Annotated in this window: 25 protein-coding genes; 12 read left to right on the top strand and 13 right to left on the bottom strand. The window is 63.3% G+C overall.

Translation table 11 applies throughout. The features are described from left to right. The first annotated feature begins 51 nt into the window (after positions 1-51). The 4 genes from KHP07_RS27360 (at position 52) to KHP07_RS27345 (ending at position 5,242) form a co-directional block, all read left to right on the top strand. Positions 52-294, top strand: coding sequence for an exodeoxyribonuclease VII small subunit (locus tag KHP07_RS27360; protein WP_003176346.1), 243 nt, complete (start codon positions 52-54; stop codon positions 292-294). Next, complete coding sequence (ispA, locus tag KHP07_RS27355) at positions 291-1,178, top strand: (2E,6E)-farnesyl diphosphate synthase (RefSeq protein WP_078050369.1); 888 nt, start codon at positions 291-293, stop codon at positions 1,176-1,178. The genes KHP07_RS27360 and ispA overlap by 4 nt, the downstream gene beginning before the upstream one ends. A gap of 110 nt (positions 1,179-1,288) precedes the next feature. Beyond that, positions 1,289-3,187 carry a 1-deoxy-D-xylulose-5-phosphate synthase gene (gene dxs / locus KHP07_RS27350; protein WP_078050370.1) on the top strand — a complete coding sequence of 633 codons (1,899 nt, stop codon included), beginning with the start codon at positions 1,289-1,291 and terminating at the stop codon, positions 3,185-3,187. A gap of 159 nt (positions 3,188-3,346) precedes the next feature. Further along, positions 3,347-5,242, top strand: coding sequence for a TonB-dependent receptor domain-containing protein (locus tag KHP07_RS27345; protein WP_214498376.1), 1,896 nt, complete (start codon positions 3,347-3,349; stop codon positions 5,240-5,242). Positions 5,243-5,292: 50 nt separating this feature from the next. Here KHP07_RS27345 and KHP07_RS27340 read toward each other — a convergent pair whose 3' ends face one another. The 11 genes from KHP07_RS27340 to nrdR form a co-directional block, all read right to left on the bottom strand. Continuing rightward, a complete protein-coding gene (locus KHP07_RS27340; RefSeq protein WP_214498375.1) occupies positions 5,293-6,081 on the bottom strand; it encodes a cobalamin-binding protein in 789 nt (262 codons plus the stop codon). Further along, positions 6,078-6,497 (bottom strand): nuclear FMR1 interacting 1 family protein, encoded by a 420-nt coding sequence (locus KHP07_RS27335; protein WP_033897956.1) that lies wholly within the window; start codon positions 6,495-6,497, stop codon positions 6,078-6,080. Before KHP07_RS27335 ends, KHP07_RS27340 begins: the two co-directional genes overlap by 4 nt. Continuing rightward, positions 6,494-7,111 carry a GTP cyclohydrolase II gene (gene ribA / locus KHP07_RS27330; RefSeq protein ID WP_016978544.1) on the bottom strand — a complete coding sequence of 206 codons (618 nt, stop codon included), beginning with the start codon at positions 7,109-7,111 and terminating at the stop codon, positions 6,494-6,496. Before ribA ends, KHP07_RS27335 begins: the two co-directional genes overlap by 4 nt. Before the next feature lie 129 nt (positions 7,112-7,240). Further along, on the bottom strand, positions 7,241-7,960 hold the full coding sequence (locus KHP07_RS27325) for a substrate-binding periplasmic protein (RefSeq protein WP_099491099.1): 720 nt from the start codon (positions 7,958-7,960) through the stop codon (positions 7,241-7,243). Between the two features lie 66 nt (positions 7,961-8,026). Then, positions 8,027-8,992: a thiamine-phosphate kinase gene (gene thiL / locus KHP07_RS27320; protein WP_214498374.1), complete on the bottom strand. Its 966-nt coding sequence runs from the start codon at positions 8,990-8,992 to the stop codon at positions 8,027-8,029. 18 nt (positions 8,993-9,010) lie between these two features. Then, a complete protein-coding gene (gene nusB / locus KHP07_RS27315) occupies positions 9,011-9,511 on the bottom strand; it encodes a transcription antitermination factor NusB (RefSeq protein WP_010206836.1) in 501 nt (166 codons plus the stop codon). Then, complete coding sequence (ribH, locus tag KHP07_RS27310) at positions 9,508-9,984, bottom strand: 6,7-dimethyl-8-ribityllumazine synthase (RefSeq protein WP_003176356.1); 477 nt, start codon at positions 9,982-9,984, stop codon at positions 9,508-9,510. The genes nusB and ribH overlap by 4 nt, the downstream gene beginning before the upstream one ends. 90 nt (positions 9,985-10,074) lie before the next feature. After that, complete coding sequence (gene ribBA / locus KHP07_RS27305; RefSeq protein WP_078050375.1) at positions 10,075-11,166, bottom strand: bifunctional 3,4-dihydroxy-2-butanone-4-phosphate synthase/GTP cyclohydrolase II; 1,092 nt, start codon at positions 11,164-11,166, stop codon at positions 10,075-10,077. Between the two features lie 15 nt (positions 11,167-11,181). After that, positions 11,182-11,844 (bottom strand): riboflavin synthase, encoded by a 663-nt coding sequence (locus KHP07_RS27300; RefSeq protein WP_005791849.1) that lies wholly within the window; start codon positions 11,842-11,844, stop codon positions 11,182-11,184. 48 nt (positions 11,845-11,892) lie between these two features. Further along, a complete protein-coding gene (ribD, locus tag KHP07_RS27295) occupies positions 11,893-13,029 on the bottom strand; it encodes a bifunctional diaminohydroxyphosphoribosylaminopyrimidine deaminase/5-amino-6-(5-phosphoribosylamino)uracil reductase RibD (RefSeq protein WP_078050376.1) in 1,137 nt (378 codons plus the stop codon). Further along, positions 13,026-13,490: a transcriptional regulator NrdR gene (nrdR, locus tag KHP07_RS27290; protein WP_010206843.1), complete on the bottom strand. Its 465-nt coding sequence runs from the start codon at positions 13,488-13,490 to the stop codon at positions 13,026-13,028. Before nrdR ends, ribD begins: the two co-directional genes overlap by 4 nt. 140 nt (positions 13,491-13,630) lie before the next feature. Between nrdR and KHP07_RS27285 the strand changes: the two genes are divergently transcribed. The 3 genes from KHP07_RS27285 (at position 13,631) to trxA (ending at position 15,763) form a co-directional block, all read left to right on the top strand. Continuing rightward, positions 13,631-14,086, top strand: coding sequence for a YbaY family lipoprotein (locus KHP07_RS27285; RefSeq protein ID WP_214498373.1), 456 nt, complete (start codon positions 13,631-13,633; stop codon positions 14,084-14,086). Continuing rightward, complete coding sequence (locus tag KHP07_RS27280; protein WP_099491102.1) at positions 14,083-14,739, top strand: class I SAM-dependent methyltransferase; 657 nt, start codon at positions 14,083-14,085, stop codon at positions 14,737-14,739. The genes KHP07_RS27285 and KHP07_RS27280 overlap by 4 nt, the downstream gene beginning before the upstream one ends. A gap of 151 nt (positions 14,740-14,890) precedes the next feature. Then, complete coding sequence (trxA, locus tag KHP07_RS27275) at positions 14,891-15,763, top strand: thioredoxin (protein ID WP_214498372.1); 873 nt, start codon at positions 14,891-14,893, stop codon at positions 15,761-15,763. Here trxA and KHP07_RS27270 read toward each other — a convergent pair. Continuing rightward, complete coding sequence (locus KHP07_RS27270) at positions 15,760-16,107, bottom strand: hypothetical protein (RefSeq protein ID WP_078050379.1); 348 nt, start codon at positions 16,105-16,107, stop codon at positions 15,760-15,762. The two genes, trxA and KHP07_RS27270, sit on opposite strands and share 4 nt — an antisense overlap. 130 nt (positions 16,108-16,237) lie before the next feature. Here KHP07_RS27270 and KHP07_RS27265 point away from each other — a divergent pair, with 130 nt between their 5' ends. The 5 genes from KHP07_RS27265 to KHP07_RS27245 all read left to right on the top strand — a co-directional run bounded on the left by KHP07_RS27265 (position 16,238) and on the right by KHP07_RS27245 (position 20,208). After that, a complete protein-coding gene (locus KHP07_RS27265; RefSeq protein WP_214498371.1) occupies positions 16,238-16,834 on the top strand; it encodes a DUF2796 domain-containing protein in 597 nt (198 codons plus the stop codon). A gap of 79 nt (positions 16,835-16,913) precedes the next feature. Further along, positions 16,914-17,624: an ABC transporter ATP-binding protein gene (locus tag KHP07_RS27260; protein ID WP_099491104.1), complete on the top strand. Its 711-nt coding sequence runs from the start codon at positions 16,914-16,916 to the stop codon at positions 17,622-17,624. A gap of 1 nt (position 17,625) precedes the next feature. After that, a complete protein-coding gene (locus tag KHP07_RS27255) occupies positions 17,626-18,891 on the top strand; it encodes an ABC transporter permease (RefSeq protein ID WP_078050382.1) in 1,266 nt (421 codons plus the stop codon). An 11-nt stretch (positions 18,892-18,902) separates the two neighbouring features. Beyond that, complete coding sequence (locus tag KHP07_RS27250) at positions 18,903-19,415, top strand: DUF3299 domain-containing protein (protein WP_078050383.1); 513 nt, start codon at positions 18,903-18,905, stop codon at positions 19,413-19,415. Between the two features lie 94 nt (positions 19,416-19,509). Then, a complete protein-coding gene (locus KHP07_RS27245; protein WP_016978527.1) occupies positions 19,510-20,208 on the top strand; it encodes an OmpW/AlkL family protein in 699 nt (232 codons plus the stop codon). Between the two features lie 169 nt (positions 20,209-20,377). Here KHP07_RS27245 and KHP07_RS27240 read toward each other — a convergent pair whose 3' ends face one another. Further along, the gene (locus tag KHP07_RS27240; RefSeq protein ID WP_214498370.1) at positions 20,378-21,262 is read right to left on the bottom strand and encodes a sugar nucleotide-binding protein; all 885 of its coding nucleotides are present in this window, start codon (positions 21,260-21,262) and stop codon (positions 20,378-20,380) included. Between the last annotated feature and the right edge of the window lie 5 nt (positions 21,263-21,267).

Below are 21,267 nucleotides of genomic sequence, written 5' to 3'. Positions count from 1 at the left end.
CCCCATGTCTGCTAGTGTCCCGCCGGTTTACCGTCTACCGGAATAGCCGCCATGGCCCGCAAAAAAGTTGCACTCGATTTCGAACAATCCCTCGCCGACCTGCAAACCCTGGTCGAGCGGCTGGAGAACGGCGAGTTGTCGCTGGAAGACTCGTTGACGGCGTTTGAGCAAGGCATCGGCCTGACCCGCGACTGCCAGAGCGCCTTGGCGCAGGCGGAGCAGAAGGTGCAGGTGCTGCTGGAGCGTGACGGGGAGTTGGCCGAAGAGCCTTTCGATGCGGAACAGCCCGAATGATCGACGCGTATCAGGCCAGTAGCCAAGCCCGGGTCAATGCGGCGTTGGAACCGTTGTTTGTTGCGCCAAGCCCCGAACTCAAGCGTCTTTACGAAGCCATGCGCTATAGCGTGATGAATGGCGGCAAGCGCGTGCGCCCGCTGCTGGCGTATGCGGCGTGTGAAGCCTTGGGCGCCACCGCCGAGCAGGCCAATGGCGCGGCCTGTGCGGTGGAGTTGATCCACGCCTATTCCCTGGTGCATGACGATTTGCCGGCGATGGACGACGACGATTTGCGTCGCGGCCAGCCAACCACCCATAAAGCCTTTGATGAAGCCTGTGCGATCCTCGCCGGTGACGGCCTGCAAAGCCTGGCGTTCAGCGCACTGCTGGACCCGGCGCTGAGCAACGTCAACGCCGAGATCCGCTTGCGCATGGTCACCGCCCTGGCCGTGGCGGCAGGCCCGGCCGGCATGGTCGGCGGCCAGGCCATTGACCTCGGTTCGGTGGGCCAGAAGCTTGATCAACACGCGCTGGAATACATGCACCGCCACAAGACCGGCGCCTTGATTGAAGCCGCCGTGCACCTGGGTGCCCTGGCCAGCGGGCGCGCCGAAGCAGCGCAATTGGCGGCGCTGAAGACCTATGCGCTGGCCATCGGCCTGGCGTTCCAGGTGCAGGACGACATTCTCGACGTGGAAAGTGACACCGCGACCCTGGGCAAGCGCCAAGGCGCCGATATCGCGCGGGACAAGCCGACTTACCCTGCATTGTTGGGGCTGGAAGCCGCCAAGGCCTATGCCCTGGAACTGCGCGACCAGGCCTTGGACGCCCTGCGACCTTTCGACGCGGCGGCCGAGCCACTGCGTGACCTGGCGCGGTATATCGTCGAACGCCGGCACTGATAAGCGCGGCCTTTGCAGCCGCATATCAGCCAAGTTCGGCGCTCTGCGTGGGCAGTTTGCGATGCTTGAGGTAAACTGCCGCCTCTTCTATACCTATAACGATTCGCCTGATGCCCACGACGTTTCAAGAGATTCCCCGCAAGCGCCCGTCCACGCCCCTGCTTGACCGTGCTGTCACGCCGGCCGGCCTGCGTCGACTGGGTGAAGCCGAGCTGGAAACCCTGGCCGATGAGTTGCGCCTGGAATTGCTCTACACGGTCGGCCAGACCGGTGGGCATTTTGGTGCCGGCCTCGGCGTCATCGAGCTGACTATCGCCCTGCATTACGTGTTCGACACCCCGGACGACCGGCTGGTGTGGGACGTGGGCCATCAAGCGTATCCGCACAAGATCCTCACGGGTCGCCGTGAGCGCATGGGCAGCCTGCGCCAGAAGGACGGCATTGCCGCCTTCCCGCGCCGCGCCGAGAGTGAGTACGACACCTTTGGCGTCGGCCACTCCAGCACCTCCATCAGTGCAGCGCTGGGGATGGCGATTGCCGCCCGCCTGCAAGGCAGTGATCGCAAGGCGATCGCGGTGATTGGTGACGGCGCGTTGACCGCCGGCATGGCCTTCGAAGCGCTCAACCATGCGCCGGAAGTGGACGCCAACATGTTGGTGATCCTCAACGACAACGACATGTCGATCTCGCGTAACGTCGGTGGCCTGTCCAACTACCTGGCAAAAATCCTCTCCAGCCGCACCTACGCCAGCATGCGCGAAGGCAGCAAGAAGGTGCTCTCGCGCCTACCCGGCGCGTGGGAAATTGCCCGGCGCACCGAAGAATACGCCAAGGGCATGCTGGTGCCTGGCACACTGTTCGAAGAGCTGGGCTGGAACTACATCGGCCCGATCGACGGCCATGACTTGCCCACTCTGATCGCCACGCTGCGCAACATGCGTGACCTCAAGGGCCCGCAGTTCCTGCACATCGTCACCAAGAAAGGCAAAGGCTTCGCCCCGGCCGAGGTCGACCCGATTGGCTATCACGCCATCACCAAGCTGGAACCCCTGGACGCTCCTGCCGCCGCGCCGAAAAAGGCCAGCGGGCCGAAGTACTCCGGTGTGTTCGGCGAATGGCTGTGCGACATGGCCGCCGCTGACCCGCGCCTGGTGGGCATTACCCCGGCGATGAAGGAAGGCTCCGACCTAGTGGCGTTCAGCGAGCGTTTCCCGCTGCGTTACTTCGATGTGGCGATTGCCGAGCAGCACGCGGTGACCTTCGCCGCCGGCATGGCCTGTGAAGGCGCCAAGCCGGTGGTGGCGATCTACTCCACCTTCCTGCAGCGCGGTTACGACCAGTTGGTGCATGACGTGGCGGTGCAGAACCTCGACGTGCTGTTCGCCATCGACCGCGCCGGCCTGGTGGGCGAAGACGGCCCGACTCACGCGGGCAGCTTCGACCTGTCGTACTTGCGCTGCATCCCCGGCATGCTGGTGATGACGCCGAGCGACGAGAACGAACTGCGCAAGATGCTCAGCACCGGCCACCTGTACAACGGCCCGGCCGCCGTGCGCTACCCGCGCGGCAACGGCCCGAATGCGGTAATCGAAAAGGACCTGGTGCCTATCGAGATCGGCAAGGGTATCGTGCGTCGTCAAGGCAGCAAGACCGCGTTCCTGGTGTTCGGCGTGCAATTGGCCGAAGCACTGAAAGTCGCCGAGAAGATCGACGCCACCGTGGTCGACATGCGTTTCGTCAAACCCCTGGATGAAGCCCTGGTGCGCGAGATCGCCGGCAGCCATGAACTGCTGGTGACCGTCGAAGAAAACGCCATCATGGGCGGCGCCGGTGCGGCGGTCAGCGAGTTCCTGGCGCGGGAGAATATCCTCAAGTCGGTGCTGCACCTGGGCTTGCCGGATGTGTACGTCGAACACGCCAAGCCGGCGCAGATGCTGGCAGAGTGCGGCTTGGATGAGGCCGGGATTGAGGCTTCGGTGCGCGAGCGTATGGCACTATTGGGCCTCTAACCCAATCTCCAAGCTGAAACCGGAACTAGAATGTGGGAGCGGGCTTGCTCGCGAAAGCGGTGTATCAGTCACTAGATGTGTGGCTGTTCGACCGCTTTCGCGAGCAAGCCCGCTCCCACATTGGTTTTGTGTGAATTTTAAAAAAGCCATGGACAGCCCATGAAACGCCTTCGCCTCGCCCTCCCCTTACTGCTTCTAACCTCGCCAGACCTGCTCGCCGACACCCGCGACGACGCGCTGAAACTCCCCAACGTCGTCATCAGCGCCAACCGCCAGGTTCAGGCCCGCAACGACAGCAGCGCCGCCAACACAGTGTTCACCCGCGACGATATCGACCGCCTGCAACCCACCAGCCTTACCGACCTGCTCAGCCGCGTGCCCGGGGTGCAGATCGCGCCCACCGGTGGCCGTGGCAGCTTGCCCGGGGTCTATATCCGTGGCACCAAATCCGCGCAAAGCCTGGTGTTGGTGGACGGTCAGCGCATTGCCAATACCACTTCCGGCGACAGCGGCCTGCAATACCTCAACGTCGACCAGATCGAGCGGGTGGAAGTGCTGCGCGGCTCACGTTCGGTGATCTACGGCAGCGATGCGATTGGCGGGGTGATCCAGGTGTTTACCCGGCGCAATGCCGGGCAGGGCCTGCAACCGCGCCTGAAGCTCGGGTTTGGCAGCCACCAGACCTGGGAGCGCAGCCTCGGCCTCTCCGGTGGCGATGAACAGACCCGTTTCAACCTCGGTGCAAGCCTGGATGAAACCGCCGGCATCAACTCGACGCACACCTCATTCCCCAGCGATGGCGACCATGATGCCTACCGCAACCGCTCCCTCAGCCTGAACCTCAGCCACGCCTTCAGCGATGCGCTGGAGGTGGGTTTCAATCTGCTGGATAACCGCGGCAAATCCGAGTACGACAACAGCTTCGGCCGCTACGACGTCGCCACCGGGCAAACCGTCGGGCAAAAGCCCTACACCGATTACACCGTGAGCAGCGCCAGCGGCTATGTCGATGCCACGCTCAATGGGCACTGGCAATCGCGCCTGGAACTGGGCCACAGCGAGAACCGTGACACCAAGCGCGACACCCTCAGCGACGATTTCAGCGTGTTCAACACTTACCGCGATTCGGTCAACTGGCAGAACGACCTGACGCTGAATGAGCAGAACAGCCTGATCCTCGGCGGTGACTGGTACGAAGACCGCTTCCACGGCTCCACCACCTTCACCGAAAACAGCCGCTGGAACCGCGCGGCCTTTGTGCAGCATCGCTTCCATGGCGAGTGGTTTTCCACCGAGCTGGGCCTGCGGCGCGACCAGAACCAGCAATTCGGCGGGCAGAACAGCTGGAGCGGCACCCTCACCTTGCCGATCAACCCGGACAATGACGTGCTGCTCAGCTACAGCGAAGGTTTCCGTGCGCCGACCTTCAATGACTTGTATTACCCCGATACGAAGTACAGCAACCCCAACCTGCAGCCTGAAACCTCAAAGAGCTACGAGCTGCAATGGCGCAGCCAACTAAGCGATAGCACCCGCCTGGAAGCCTCGCTGTACCGCACTGACTTGAGCGATGCGATCATCCTGGACCGCTCCGGCAAGCCGCAGAACGTAGCGTCGGCGCGCATCAACGGCTTTGAGGCTGCGCTAAAGCAGGAGCTGTTTGGCTGGCAGGGCAACCTCGGGCTGTCACTCATCGACCCCCGCGACCGTGACAGCGGCCACACCCTGGCCCGGCGGGCGCGGCGAACGTTAAACCTGGACCTGGACCGGCAATTCGACAAACTGGGATTGGGCGCCAGCTGGCAGGCGATCAGCAGCAGCTATGACGATGAAGACAACACGCAGCGCCTGGGCGGCTATGCGTTGCTGGGGTTGCGCAGCAGTTGGGCGCTGAATCGGGAAGTGTCGTTGTCGCTGAAGGTCGATAACCTGCTGGACAAGACCTATGCGCGGGCGCGTTACAGCTATAACGACCCGGGGTTCTTGAACAATCAGGATTATCGCGAAGAGGGTCGGGTGTGGATGTTCGGGGTTACGTGGACGCCTGAGATCTGAATTGGCTGTGAATGCGTTCCCCTGTAGCTGGCTGACCAGCGATAGCGGTATCAGCGGTCCGGCGCAATCACCTGACACAACCGCCCCACCGCCTCCAGCATCTGCCCGCTAGGCCGTTCCAGGCCTTTGTCGGGCACCAACCGCACCCGTTCTGCCATCGCCGGCCAAACCTTCCAGGCCTCCTTCTGGGCTTGATCACCCACCAGGATCATCTCGGGATCACGCTGCAATACCGACTCGATACTCACCTGCGGCGCGGGCAACTTGAGGTCATCGAACACATTGCGCGCGCCGCACACGCTCAGCGCATCGCTGATGATCTGCCCACCGCCCAAGGTATACAGCGGCTGGTTCCACACTTGATAAAACACGCGTAACGGCTCGGTACGCCGGTAGCGCTGGCGCAATTCGGCCAGGCGTTGGCGCAAGTGCGCGGCCAACTGTCGGCCGGCTTCAGCGCGGCCCAATTGCTCGGCAATGGCCTGGACCTGGGTGGTGAGCTGTTCAAGGCTGTGGGGTTCGGCGACGTACACCGGAATATTCAGACGCTGCAGCTGCTCGCGCTGGGCTGGGCCGACACTGCCGGGCCACAGCAGGATCAGGTCGGGCCTGAGGCTGAGCAAGCGCTCCATGTCCAACTGGCCGTAGTGCCCCACTGACGGGACGTGCGCCAGCGCCGTCGGGCGGTCCCCGCCGTCGAGCACGCCCACCAACATGTCGGCGGCACCCAATTCAGCGACGATTTCAGACAGGGAAGGCGCCAGGCTCACGACACGCTCGGCCGCCAGCGCCTGGGCGCTCAATGCCAGCAGCAGCACCGCCAGCCAGTGACACCTCATCCCAGTTGACGGGGAATGCGGTAGAGGTAGAACAGCACCAGCGTCGACAGCGCCAACAGGAACAGCGGCACCGCCTCCAGGCCGACGAACACCGCCAGCGCACCGATCCAGGCCGGGACGGCAGCAACCAGCAGCGCCGTGCGCCGCCGGGCCGCCAGGGTGATCCAGGCAGCCGGTTCTTCGGGGGTATCGAGGGCTTTGGAGGTGGCGATCAACGCGTGTTTATAGCCGTTGAAGTAGCGCAGGCTGAGGAACATCGAGGCCACGCCGGCAATGAAGAACGGCATGGCCAGCACCGGCAGCAGGGATTCGGCTTGGCCGAACACCAGGTTGATCACGAACAGGGGCAGCAACGCCAGGGCCAGGTACTGCCACCAATTGAAGGACAGTCGCCGTTTCACCTGGCCTCGGGTCACGCGCGGTCGACCTCGCCCTGATGCTCGTTACCCATCATGTGGTCGAGCTTGCTGGCCTTGGTGGCCAGGTAGAGCTTGTTGTGCGGATTGTGCCCGGTGTGCAGCGGCACACGCTCGGCCACGGTGATGCCCATCTCGGTCAAGGCTTTGACCTTGCGCGGGTTGTTGGTCATCAAGCGCAAGGACTTGACGCCCAGGTGCTCCAACATCGGCAGGCAGATCGCGTAGTCACGCTGGTCGGCAGCAAAACCCAGGCGCTCGTTGGCTTCGACCGTATCGGCGCCGCCATCTTGCAGCTCGTAGGCGCGGATCTTGTTCATCAGGCCAATGCCCCGGCCTTCCTGACGCAAATACAGCAGCACGCCCCGGCCTTCACGGGCGATGGCCCGCATAGCCGCTTCCAGTTGCGAGCCGCAGTCGCAGCGCTGGCTGAACAACGCATCGCCAGTCAGGCACTCGGAGTGCACACGGCCAAGCACCGGCGCGCCGTCCGCGATATCACCGAGGCTGAGCACAACGTGCTCGCGCCCGGTGGCTTCTTCGAGAAAGCCGTTCATGGTGAACGTGGCAAAAGGGGTAGGCAGCTTGGAAGCGGCGACGAAAACGACGGGCACCGTGTGCTCCTGAATTCAGTTTTTACAGAGGCGGCCATTGTAACAGCACGTTCCTACAGACGCTTAAGCTGAATTATCGCTTATAAAGATCAATAGGTTCGATTGGCCTTCGACCTGGTTCTATGCGCGTCAGAACGGATAGGGTTGTTTCCAGCGCTCGAATATCGGCTTTAACTCGCCGCTTTTCACCAGGGCCGCCATGCGCTGGTCAAAGACAGCCATCAAGCCCCGGCCCCGCTCGTTGTCGGCAAAACCGATGTACAACGGCAGTTCGGCAATCGGCGTGAGTGCAAACTTCGACGGCTCATCGGCCTGGCTGAGCACGTACTTGGCCTCGGTCAACGCATCGATGTAGAAGTCGGCCCGGGCGTGTTCCAGCATCGGCAGAATGCCGTCGCGGCGCTCGATCTGGTTGAAGCGGTGCACGTTGGGCAAGTACTCCTCGTACTTGTAGCCGCGCACCCAGGCCAGGCGGTAATTGCCCAGCGTGGCCACTGTCGGCGCCGGCGTACTGGCCAGCCCGAGCGCGTAGATATGGTCGGAATCGAAGTTCCAGTGGGGGTACAACACACCCTCGGCTTCATCACGATAGGAGCCCACCCAGCCGTCCACCTCGCCGCGCTGGGCCAGGCCAACCGAGCGGGTATAGGGCACGGAGCGGATCTGCACCTTGATACCGGCGGGTTCGAAGACTTGGCGCATCACGTCCCAGGCCAGGCCGGTGCCGTCTTTGTTGGTGTAGTCGTTCCATTCCTCACTGGCCAGCATGATCTTGCCGGGCACGTCCTGCGCCTGGGCCACCGCCATAAAGGCACACAGCACTATCAGCAGCCAGCGGCGCACATCCATGGTGACGACCTCCTACAGGGCCTTGCATCCGTGATAACGCTATAGAGGGTAGCGCAGCTCGCCGATTCAGGGCGTCTCGCTAAAATGCTGGTAGCCACGGATGGCCGGCGTGATGTCCTGCCCAGTGGCGTCAAGCAGGGTCACGCCCTGCCCCGCCTCGACCCGGCCGATCACATGGATCGGCCAGCCGTCGGCCAGCAATGGCGCCAACTCGACAGGTGGCAGGGTGAAGGCCAGCACGTAGTCGTCGCCGCCGCTCAGGGCCGCCACGCGCGCTTCGTCATCGCCGACAAACGCCAGCAGCGCCTGGGACAATGGCACGCGCTGGCGTTCGATCAGCAGGCTGACCTTGGACGCCGTAGCGATATGCCCACAATCGGCCAGGAGCCCGTCGGAAATATCCATCGCAGACGTCGCCTTGCCGCGCAGTGCCAGCCCCAAGGCCAATTGCGGCTGCGGCGACCAGTAATGGGCCAGCAATGGATCGGCAACCGCCGCGTCGGCGCTGCGCAGGCCCAACACCAGCGGCAAGGCGCCGGCAGCATTGCCCAGTTCACCGCCAACGCACACCAGGTCGCCGGGTCGCGCACCGCTGCGAGTCAAGGCTTGCCCTGCCGGTACACGGCCAAACACTGTCAGGGTCAGGCTCAAGGGCCCACGGGTGGTGTCGCCACCCACCAGGCCCACGCCGCAGCGTTGCGCCATGAGGTTCAACCCTTGGGCATAGCGTTGCAACCAATCGGCATCGACGGTCGGTGTGGTCAAGGCAAGGGTAAACGCGAGAGGGTGGGCGCCCATGGCGGCCAGGTCGCTGACGGCCACGGCCAAAGAACGTTGGCCCAGCAGGAACGGGTCGCAGGGGTCGGAAAAATGCACCCCGGCCACCAATGTGTCGGTGGAGATCGCCAGCTGCTCCCCGGCAGGGAGCGCCAGCAAGGCGCAGTCATCGCCGATCCCCAGGGCAATGCCTTCGCCGCCTTGCGCACAGGGCGCGGCGGCGAAGTAGTTGCGGATCAGCTCAAACTCGCCCATTCAGGTTTCAAGCGCGATTCAGCGCTTGTACGCCTTCACTTCGGCTTCACGCAGGCGCGGGGCCAGCTTGTCGAGCACGCCGTTGACGAACTTGTGGCCGTCGGTCGAACCGTAGACTTTCGCCAGTTCGATACCTTCGTTGATCACCACGCGGTACGGCACGTCGACGCGATACAGCAGCTCCCAGGCCGACAGGCGCATCACGCACAGCTCAACCGGGTCCAGCTCTTCGATGGTCAGGTCCAGGCAAGGCGCCAGGGCTGTATCGATCTCGGTCAGGTGGGCATGCACACCGTGCAGGATGTCGTGGAAGTACGGCAGGTCGGCGAAGGTGAAATCGTTGTCGACGCGAAACTGTGCTTCGATTTCGTTCAACGATGCGCCCGCCAGGTGGCGCTGGTACAGCGCCTGGGTCGCCAACTGACGAGCAGCGCGACGCTTCTCGTTCTTGGAAGGCTTGCCAGCATCGGCTGGACGTGGCTCGCGCGGGTTGAAGTTGTCGCTCTCGTCGGAAATCACTTGGCCTCCAACTGCGACAGCAGGCTGACCATTTCCAGGGCGGACAGGGCAGCTTCAGCACCTTTGTTGCCGGCCTTGGTGCCGGAACGCTCGATGGCTTGCTCGATGGAATCCACGGTCAGCACGCCGAAAGCGACGGGCACGCCGAATTCCATGGACACCTGGGCCAGGCCCTTGGTGCATTCGCCTGCAACGTATTCGAAGTGCGGGGTACCGCCACGAATGACCGCGCCCAGGGCGATGATTGCCGCGTATTCACCCTGCTGAGCAACTTTCTGCGCAACCAGTGGAATTTCGAAGGCGCCAGGGGCACGGATAATGGTGATGTCGCTTTCGCTCACACCGTGGCGAACCAGGGCGTCCACGGCACCGCTTACCAGGCTTTCAACCACGAAGCTGTTGAAGCGGCCAACCACCAGGGCGTAGCGGCCTTTGGGGGCGATGAAGGTACCTTCGATGGTCTTCAGGGTCATTCGACAAATCTCTTAAAGAGCCGGGACGCGTGTATGACGCGTCCCTTAGTGATATTTGAACCGCGAACAAGGGGCGAAAATCGCCAGCCTTTATTCGGAGGGCACGTATTCTACTACTTCCAGGTCGAAACCGGATATCGCATTAAATTTCATCGGCGCACTCATCAAGCGCATTTTGCGCACGCCCAGGTCACGCAGGATCTGCGAACCGGCACCGACGATGCTGTAGGTGGTCGGTTTTTTCACCGGCGCGTGGTCAGCCGTTTCGCGGATATGCGCCAGCAATACGTCGCCATCCAACGGGTGACCGAGCAACAGCACCACACCGCTGCCGGCCTCGGAGACCGCAGCCATGGCGGCGCGCAGGCTCCAGCGGCCCGGTTGCTTGACCAGCAGCAGGTCACGCAGTGGGTCCATGTTGTGCACACGCACCAAGGTCGGTTCTTCGGCGCAAATGGTGCCCAGGGTCAGGGCCATGTGCACATCGCCTTCGACTGAATCACGGTAGGTCACCAAATTGAATTGGCCCAGTTCGCTGTCCAGTGGCTGCTCGGCAATCCGCTGAACGGTACGTTCGTGGATCATGCGGTAGTGAATCAGGTCGGCAATGGTGCCCACCTTGATGTTGTGTTCGGCGGCAAAGGCTTCGAGTTCGGCACGACGGGCCATGGTGCCGTCATCGTTCATCACTTCGCAGATCACGCCGCTTGGCTCGAACCCGGCCATGCGCGCCAGGTCGCAGGCGGCTTCGGTGTGGCCGGCGCGCGCCAGGGTGCCACCCGGCTGGGCCATCAGCGGGAAGATGTGGCCGGGGCTGACGATGTCTTCGGCCTTGGCGTCTTTTGCAGCGGCGGCTTGCACGGTGCGCGCGCGGTCAGCAGCGGAGATCCCGGTGGTGACACCCGTGGTGGCTTCGATGGACACGGTGAACTTGGTGCCAAAACCCGAGCCATTGCGCGGCGCCATCAACGGCAGCTTGAGCAATTCGCAGCGCTCACGGCTCATGGGCATGCAGATCAGCCCGCGGGCGTGCTTGGCCATGAAGTTGATGTGCTCGGCCTGGCAGGCCTCGGCGGCCATGATGATGTCGCCTTCGTTCTCGCGGTCTTCGTCATCCATCAGGATGACCATCTTGCCTTGGCGGATGTCTTCAACCAGTTCTTCGATGCTATTGAGCGCCACGCGGCACCCCCTTGGTCAGGATTTCAGGTAGCCGTTAGCGGCCAGAAAACTTTCGGTGATGTTACCGGATGCTGGCTCTGCGGCCTTTTCGCCCAGCAACAGGCGCTCCAGGTAACGGGCAAGCAAGTCCACTTCCAGGTTCACTCGGCGACCCGGCTGGTACGAGGCCATGATCGTTTCGCTGAGGGTGTGGGGAATGATGGTCAGTTCAAATTCGGCGCCGTTCACGGCGTTCACGGTCAGGCTGGTGCCGTCGACGGTGATCGAGCCTTTGTGGGCGATGTACTTGGCCAGCTCTTTAGGCGCGCGGATGCGAAATTCCACGGCACGCGCGTTTTCGCTGCGCGCGACCACTTCACCGACGCCGTCGACATGGCCGCTGACCAGGTGACCGCCAAGGCGGGTGGTCGGGGTCAGGGCTTTTTCCAGGTTCACCGGGCTGCCGGCCTTGAGGTCGTTCATCGCGGTGCAATCCAGGGTTTCCCGGCTGACATCGGCAGCAAAGCCATTGCCCGGCAACTCGATGACGGTAAGGCACACGCCGCTGACGGCGATGCTGTCGCCCAGCTTGACGTCGCCCAGATCGAGCTTGCCGGTTTCAACCAGCAGGCGCACGTCGCCGCCTTTGGGGGTCATGGCGCGGATGCTGCCGATGGATTCGATAATGCCGGTGAACATGGCCTTCTCCTGGAAAAACGGGACGGGCACTTGAGCGCCCGGTCAGAATTATACGCTCGCTGGTAGAAGCGGGATGGCAGTGACTCGCCAGTCGTCGCCCACAGCGCGCATTTCAGTGATCTTGAGTTGGGGGGCGTCGGCCAGTTTCTCAAGCGGCCAATCCAGCAAAGGCCGGGCGGCGGAACCGAGGAACTTGCCGGCGATGAATATCACGTACTCATCCACCAGGCCTTGCTGGGCAAATGCGCCCGCCAGGCTTGGGCCGGCTTCCACCAATACTTCGTTGACGCCACGGGCGGCCAGCGCCACCAGGGCAGCACGCAAGTCGACCTGGCCATCGACGCCCGGCACCACCAGGCACTCGGGGCCACGGGGGAATTGGTTTTCCGGCGTAACACAGGTAATGACCAACGCCGGGCCAGCCTTGAAGAAGGGCGCGTTGAGCGGCACACGCAGGCGGCCGTCGATCAGCACGCGCAACGGCGGACGCGACATGGCCAGGGCGGTGGTGGCTTCATCCAGGCCGAGTTCGGCGGCGCGCACGGTCAGGCGTGCGCCGTCGGCCAGCACCGTGTCGGCGCCGGTCAGCACCACGCTGGCCTCGGCGCGCAGGCGCTGCACGGCGGCGCGGGCGGCGGGGCCGGTGATCCATTGGCTTTCGCCGCTGGCCATCGCGGTGCGGCCGTCCAGGCTCATCGCCAATTTGACCCGCACGAAGGGCAACCCGTGCTCCATGCGTTTGAGGAACCCCGGGTTCAACGCGCGGGCTTCGGCTTCCAGCACGCCGCTGCGCACTTCGATACCGGCTTGTGCCAAACGCTGCATGCCACGCCCGGCCACTTCGGGGTTCGGGTCCTGCATGCCGGCCACAACGCGGGCGACTCCCGCCGTGACCAACGCATCCGCGCAGGGCGGCGTACGCCCGTGATGGCTGCACGGTTCGAGGGTCACGTACACCGTGGCGCCACGGGCCTTGGCACCGGCGGCGCGCAAGGCATTGGGCTCGGCATGGGGCTCGCCGGTGCGCTCGTGCCAGCCTTCGCCGACGATTTGCCCATCACGCACGATCACGCAGCCAACCCGGGGGTTGGGGTGAGTGGTGTACCGGCCCTTGCGCGCCAGTTCGAGGGCGCGGGCCATGTAATGGGCGTCGAGCACAGCTTGTTCGGCAGAAGGCGGGTTCATTCTTTGGCAGGCTCACGGGCCAGGCGGTCGATCTCTTCGCGGAACTCATTGAGGTCCTGGAAGCGTCGATACACCGAAGCGAAACGGATATAGGCGACTTCGTCGAGCTTTTGCAGCTCGCCCATCACCAACTCTCCCACCACCAGGCTCTTGACCTCGCGCTCACCGGTGGCACGCAGCTTGTGCTTGATATGCACCAGCGCCGCCTCCAGCCGCTCGACACTCACCGGGCGTTTTTCCAGGGCGCGCTGCATACCGGCGCGCAGTTTTTCTTCGTCGAAGGGTTGGCGGCTGCCGTCGGATTTGATCAGGCGCGGCAACACCAGTTCGGCAGTTTCGAAGGTGGTGAAACGTTCACCGCAGGCCAGGCATTCGCGCCGGCGACGCACTTGATCGCCCTCGGCGACCAGACGCGAGTCAATGACCTTGGTGTCGTTGGCACCGCAGAAGGGACAGTGCATGGTTGGCAGGCAACAAATAAAGGGAGGGCCATGGTAGCGCATCCCCGTGGCAAGACAAGCCATAGCCTTTACGGTATATAGGCTGACTATTATGTTTCATATTTTTTAAGCCACGGATTTTGTCCTTTCTGGAGCCGTACATGCAGTTACGACCACTTGTTTTGCTCACCCTGTTCAGTGTCCTGGTCGCCTGCAGCAGCGAAGCCCCCAAGCCAGCGGCACCTCAACCTACCCCGGCACAAGAGAAAAAAGTCCCCGGCATCGAAGACCTCGGCCCCCTGCCCGCCTTCCAGCGGGAAATCAGCGGCAGCCTGACCAACATTCCGGCCGGTGCCGAAGTCGAAATGGCCCTGCTGGTGATCGACGATCGTTCGCGCCCACAGCAATTGCTCGCCAGCAGCGTGCTGACCGGCAACGGCCAGCCCCTGGCTTTCCGCCTGCGCTTTAACCCAGAGGCCTTCCCGGCCGGTGCGCGGATTGAATTGCGCGGGCGCGCGAGCCAGTCCGGCCAGTTGATCCTGCACCTGCCCGCCGTGCGCATCACCCAAGCGATCACCCAGACCACCGGCCCCCTGCAACTCGTCAAGGCACCATGACGCCACCGCTGGACCTGCAGGCGGCCCTGAGCGAACTGATCGGCGACGCGCAGCTGGTGCCCTGCCCATTGCCGGGCACCGAGCTGTCGTTGTGGCTGCTGGATGCAGACAACATGGACCGCGCCTTCAGCCCCGAAGAAACCCGGCGCATCCTGCATGAACCGCCCTACTGGAGTTTTTGCTGGGCCAGCGGCCTGGCGCTGGCGCGGTACCTGGCGGCGAACCCCGAGTGGGTCGCCGGCAAGCGCGTGCTGGATTTTGGCGCCGGCTCCGGCGTGGCCGGGATTGCGGCGGTCAAAGCCGGCGCGTTGGAAGTAGTGGCCTGCGACCTCGACCCGCTGGCCTTGGCGGCCTGCCGGGCGAATGCCGCGCTCAACGACGTGGAGCTGGGCTACTGCGCCGATTTTTTCGCTGAAGCCGACCGCTTCGACCTGATCCTGGTCGCCGACGTGCTCTACGACCGCGCGAACCTGCCACTGCTCGACCAGTTCCTGACCCGAGGCCGCGAAGCGCTGGTGGCGGATTCGCGCGTGCGCGACTTTCAGCACCCGGATTACCAGCGGCTGGCGATTCTTGATGCGCTGACCTTGCCGGATCTGGCGGAGCCTTGGGAGTTTCGCAAGGTGAGTCTGTACCATTCGCGGCGCTCGTGAGACCTTCGCGAGCAAGCCCGCTCCCACATGTGACCGCATTCCCCCTGTGGGAGCGGGCTTGCTCGCGAAAGCGGTGCCGAATCCACCGCACTTTCAGCCAGGCTCGCCAGCCCTTATAGTTGCCCCATTCCCGCTTTATTCGAGACGCCCCATGAGTGAGCCCACGCCGTACATCTTCGATGTCACCACCGCCAACTTTGACCAGGCAGTGATCCAGAACTCCTTCGAAAAACCCGTGCTGGTGGATTTCTGGGCCGAGTGGTGCGCGCCGTGCAAGGCGTTGATGCCGCTGCTGGCGCAGATTGCCGAGAGTTATCAGGGCGAGTTGCTGCTGGCCAAGGTCGATTGCGAAGCCGAGCAGGATATCGTGGCCCGTTTTGGCATTCGCAGCCTGCCGACAGTGGTGTTGTTCAAGGATGGCCAGCCAGTGGACGGGTTTGCCGGGGCACAGCCGGAGTCGGCGGTGCGGGCAATGCTCGAACCGCATGTGCAGATGCCGCCACCGGCTGCGGCGGATCCGTTGGAGCAGGCCCAGGCGCTGTTTGCCGAAGGCCGCATCAGCGATGCCGAAGCTGTGCTGGTAACACTGCTGGGCGAAGACAACACCAACGCCGCCGCGTTGATCCTGTACGCCCGCTGCCTGGCCGAGCGCGGTGAATTGGGCGAAGCCCAGACCGTGCTGGACGCCGTAAAGAGCGACGATCACAGGGCCGCCCTCGCCGGGGCAAAGGCGCAGATCACCTTCCTGCGCCAGGCTGCCGACCTGCCGGACGCCGCCGACCTGAAAAGCCGCCTGGCGCAAGACCCGCAGGACGACGAAGCGGCCTATCAGCTGGCGATCCAGCAACTGGCGCGCCAGCAATACGACGCGGCGCTGGAAGGCTTGCTCAAGCTGTTCATCCGCAACCGCAGCTACAGCGAAGGCCTGCCACACAAGACCTTGCTGCAGGTGTTCGAACTGTTGGGCAACGACCACCCGCTGGTGACCGTGTACCGCCGCAAGTTGTTCGCCGCGTTGTACTAATCGCCAACCCAGCTGTACAGCGGCGTATCCCCGCCGCTGGCAACCTTCACGTGGGCACTGTGGCGCAGGCGCACCAACAGGCGCTTGCCCGCCGAGGCGTCGCCGGCCAAGCCTTCCAACTGGTCAAGCAGCTCCAGGCCACTGAGTTGTCCGGCCTTGCGCAACAGGTCTTGCGCGCCTTGCCACAGGTCATCATTGTGTTTGACCGGAGCCACGGGCGCGGTAGCCGCACTGGCGACAGGCGTCGCCTGCAATTGTGCACCCAGTCGCGCCCAATCGCCGTCGTCCAGCTCCAGGGTCAAGTCCACCGGCAGGTCGCCGACGGTTCCACGAATTCGCAACATCGTCCCTACTCCCGCAGTTTTCTGACAGGCATGCTCCCACGCGGCTTGCGCAACGCCAAGCGGGCGGTCAAACTCTCGGCATATTGTTATAAGATCACATAACAAAACTTTCATGTCCTGGAGCTTTCTCATGCGCCGTCTATTGCTTGCTTTGCCGTTTGCCCTGCTGCCCTTGGCGGTTGCCCATGCTCATGACGATCACGATCACGACCATGAACACGGCAGCCTCGGTGCCCATGAGCATGGCGTCGGCCGCCTTAACGCCGTACTCGACGGCCAAGCCCTGGAGCTGGAACTGGACAGCCCGGCAATGAACCTGGTGGGCTTTGAACACCTGGCAACCACCCCGGCGGATAAAGTCAAGGTCGCCGCTGCACGCAAACAGCTGGAGAACCCTGTCGCCCTGTTCAACCTGCCTAAAGCCGCCGGTTGTGTGGTCAGCAGCCAGGAACTCAACAGTCCGCTGTTCGGCGACAAACCCGAAGCCGACCATGACGACGATGATGATGACGCTAAAGACGGCGCCCACGAACACCATCACGACCACAGTGAAATCCACGCCCACTACCAGTTCACCTGCGCCACACCGACGGCCCTGGGCAATCTTGACCTGACCCAGGTGTTCAAGACCTTCCCCGCCACCCAGAAAATTCAGGTACAACTGATCGGCCCGAGCGGCCAGCAAGGTGTGGAAGCAACCGCACAAGCCGCTACCCTGAAGTTCTGATTGGAACCTGTAGGAGCCGGCAAGCCGGCTCCTACAGTGATTGGTGCCCTTTTCTAGCCGCAGGCGATATTGATTTCTCATGACTCAAGCGTTGATCGAACTGTCTGACCTGGGCTTCAACTGGCCCGGTCACCCACAGTTGCTGGACATCCCCGCGTTCCGTCTGGAAGCGGGGGAAACACTGTTCCTCAAGGGCCCGAGCGGCAGTGGCAAAACTACGCTGCTGGGCCTGCTCGGCGGTGTGCAGAAGCCCAGCCGGGGCAGCATCCGCCTGCTCGGCCAGGAGCTGACCGACCTCTCGGCCGGTGCGCGCGACCGTTTCCGGGTCGACCACACCGGCTATATCTTTCAGCAGTTCAACCTGCTGCCGTTCCTGTCGGTGCGTGAGAACGTCGAGTTGCCCTGCCATTTCTCCAAACTGCGTGCGCAACGCGCAAAGCAGCGCCACGGCAGTGTCGACCAGGCCGCTGCGGCGTTACTGGCGCACCTGGGCTTGAAGGACAAAGACCTGCTGGAACGCCGCGCCGACTCGCTGTCCATCGGCCAGCAGCAACGGGTGGCTGCTGCCCGTGCGTTGATCGGCCAACCGGAGCTGGTGATCGCCGACGAACCCACCTCGGCTTTGGACTACGACGCCCGCGAAGCCTTCCTGCAACTGCTGTTCGCCGAATGCCGCGAAGCCGGCGCCAGCCTGCTGTTTGTCAGCCATGACCAGAGCCTGGCTTCGCTGTTCGACCGCAACCTGTCGCTGGCCGAACTCAATCGCGCCGCCACGCCCGCAGAGGTTTGAGATGTATCTGTTCCGTCTAGCCATGGCCAGCCTGGCTAACCGCCGCTTTACCGCGATCCTCACCGCCTTCGCCATCGCGCTTTCAGTCTGCTTGTTGCTCGCCGTGGAGCGCGTGCGCGTTGAGGCGCGCAACAGTTTCGCCAGCACCATCAGCGGCACCGACCTGATCGTCGGCGCCCGCTCGGGTTCGGTGAACCTGCTGCTGTACTCGGTGTTCCGCATCGGCAACGCCACCAACAACATCCGCTGGGACAGCTTCGAACACTTCGCCGCCAGCCCCCAGGTGAAATGGGCGATCCCGATTTCCCTCGGCGACTCCCATCGCGGCTACCGTGTGATGGGCACCAACGAATCCTACTTCGAGCACTACCAATACGGCCGCAAGCAGAACCTCGAACTGGCCAGCGGCCGCGCCTTCGCCACTGACCCGTTCGAAGTGGTGCTCGGTGCAGAAGTCGCCGACGCATTGCATTACAAACTCGGCGACAAACTGGTGCTGGCCCATGGCGTGGCAGTGGTCAGCCTGGTGAAACACGATGACAAACCCTTCACCGTGGTCGGTATCCTCAAACGCACCGGCACGCCGGTGGACCGTACGCTGCACATCAGCCTCGGCGGCATGGAAGCGATCCATATCGACTGGCACAACGGCGTGCCGGCCCAGGGCAAAGGCCGCATCAGCGCCGACCAGGCTCGCAACATGGACCTCACCCCACAGGCCATCACCGCGTTCATGCTCGGCCTGAACAACAAGATTTCCACCTTCGCCCTGCAGCGGGAGATCAACGAATTCCGTGGCGAGCCGATGCTGGCGATCCTGCCCGGCGTGGCGCTGCAAGAGCTGTGGAGCATGATGGGCACCGCCGAAAAAGCGCTGTTCGTGATCTCACTGTTCGTGGTGCTCACCGGCTTGATCGGCATGCTCACAGCGATCCTCACCAGCCTCAACGAACGCCGTCGCGAGATGGCGATCCTGCGTTCGGTGGGCGCACGGCCGTGGCACATCGCGACGCTGCTGATCTTTGAAGCCTTCGCCCTGGCGCTGTCCGGGGTGATCGCCGGCGTGGGGTTGCTGTATGTGTGCATCGCCGCGTCGCGCGGGTACCTGCAGGCCAACTACGGCCTGGACCTGCCGATGTCGTGGCCGAGCGAATATGAATGGACGCTGCTCGCCGGTATCCTGGCGGCCGCGCTGTTGATGGGCAGCGTGCCCGCGTGGCGCGCCTATCGACAATCCCTGGCCGACGGCCTGTCCATACGTTTATGAGGAAGGCCTTGATGCGTCGCGCCCTGTTTGCACTGTTGCTGCTGCTTGCCCTGCCCGCCTGGGCTGCCGAGCCTAAAGAACTGACGTGGTCGGAACTGATACCGCCGGATGCCCCGCCAGAAGTGCCGAACATGCAACCACTGCACAATCTCTCCAGCATGGCGGATGCCCTGGAATCGGCGCCCGCGGCCAAGCAGGACCTGCCCAATGCGCCGGTGGTGCAGGGCCTCGATGGCCAGCACATACGTTTGCCGGGGTACATCGTGCCGCTGGAAGTCAGCGAAGAAGGCCGCACCACCGAGTTTCTACTGGTGCCGTATTTCGGCGCGTGCATCCACGTGCCGCCGCCACCGTCGAACCAGATCGTGCATGTCAAAAGCGAAATCGGCGTGAAGCTCGATGAGTTGTACCAGCCGTACTGGATCGAAGGCGCGATGCAGGTCAAACCGTCCACCAGCGAGTTGGCCGACGCCGGTTACCAGATGGAGGCCGAGAAAATTTACATGTACGAATTGCCGGAATGACGCTGATCGACCTTTCATTGAGCTGAGTCAAAAGACCGGGCGGAACGATCTTTACCATTGGACCTACAACTTTTAAACGTCCTTTGGAGCTCCCATGAACAAGTCTCTGCTCGGCGCGTCCCTCTTCGCGCTCGCCCTCGTCGCCCCCGTTGCACACGCTCACGAAGCGGGCGACATTCTGGTGCGCGCCGGTGCAATCACCGTGAACCCGAAGGCGGACAGCGGCCACGTCAAAGTTGACCAGGGCCCACTGGCCGGCACCAACCTGGGCGGCAAGGCGACCATGAGCAGCGACACCCAGCTGGGCTTGAACTTCGCCTACATGCTGACCAACCACGTCGGTATTGAACTGCTGGCCGCCACGCCCTTCGAACATGATGTGAAGATCAAGGGCACTGCACTGAGCCCGGCCAACGGCAAGCTCGGCACGCTGAAACACCTGCCGCCGACCCTGAGCGTCGTGTACTACCCGCTGGACAACAAGTCGGCCTTCCAACCGTACGTGGGCGCCGGTATCAACTACACCTGGATCTACGACGAACACGTCGGCAGCCGTGCCCAAGGTGCAGGCTTCAGCAACTTCAAGGCTGAAAACTCCTGGGGCTGGGCCGCGCAGATCGGCGCGGACTACATGATCAACGACAAATGGATGATCAACGCCCAGGCGCGCTACATCGACATCAGCACCAAGGCCACCGTGGAAAACAACGGCGTGGCACCGGGCACTCGCGCCAAGGTCAATGTGGACGTGGACCCGATGGTCTACATGGTGGGTATTGGCTACAAGTTCTAACTAGGCGCCAATAAACGCGGCCAACCAAACATGTGGGAGCCGGCTTGTGGGGGAGCTGGCTTGCCTGCGATAGCAACGCCTCGGTGCAATGGGTAGACCGAGGCGACTGCATCGCGGGCAAGCCCGGCGCCCACACAAGCCGGCTCCCACATTGGTTTTGTGCGCCCGATCAGCCGTGGCGGTAGAACCGATCCAGCAACGCCGGCAGCCCCGCCCGCCACGCCCGTGGCTTGATGCCGAAGGTGTGGAGGATTTTCTTGCAGGCGAGCACCGCGTGTTGCGGCTCTTCACTGGCATCCGGCCTTGCCGCGTGGGCCTGAGCGGTGGGGGATTCGATCGCTAGCGGGTGAAAGTTGCGCGCTTCGGTGAGGATCGCCTGGCCCAGCGCCAACGGCGTGGTCGCCTCGTGGCCGGCGTAGTGGTACGTGCCCCACAGCGGCGCGGCGCAATCAAGTTGCTTGAGCACCGAGATGATCACCCGCGCCGCATCGTCCACCGGTGTCGGGTTGCCGCGACGGTCGTCGGCCATCAGCAATTCATCCGGCTTCTCGGCCCGCGCCAAAAAGCGCCCGAGGGTGCCGTCGACACTGTCATCCAGCAGCCAGCCGAACCGCAGCAATACATGTTGCGGGCAGGTAGCGCGTACGCTCTGTTCGATTCGCCACAACGCCTGGCCGCGCAGGCCCAGGGGCACCGGCTCGTCCTTTTCGCTGTAGGCGGTGGCACGGGAGCCATCGAACACGCGGTAGCTGGACGGTTGCAGCAAGGTGATGTTGTGGTGCTGGCACAGTTCGGCCAGGCGTTCGATGGCAAACTCCTGGGCGGCCAGGCGGGTTTCGCTGACCACGTCCGCCTGGAACCAGTCGAAATAGTAGGCGAGGTTGATCAACGCATCGGGACGGGTGTCGTCGAGCAGTTGGGTAAGGCTCGCGGCATCCCAGCCGTCTTTGGGCGGTTTGGGGGCGAGGAAACCGATGTCTTCCTCTGCACCGAGGCGAATCAGCGCCTGCCCGAGGGCATTCCCGCCGCCCAGTAACATAAGGCGCATTCGCATAGATT

Origin of the sequence: Pseudomonas sp. VS40, from assembly GCF_018587885.1 — a bacterium.
GTDB classification, from domain to species: domain Bacteria; phylum Pseudomonadota; class Gammaproteobacteria; order Pseudomonadales; family Pseudomonadaceae; genus Aquipseudomonas; species Aquipseudomonas pergaminensis.
The sequence above is the reverse complement of the archived record's forward strand: the minus strand, read 5'-3'. Positions and strand labels throughout refer to the sequence as shown.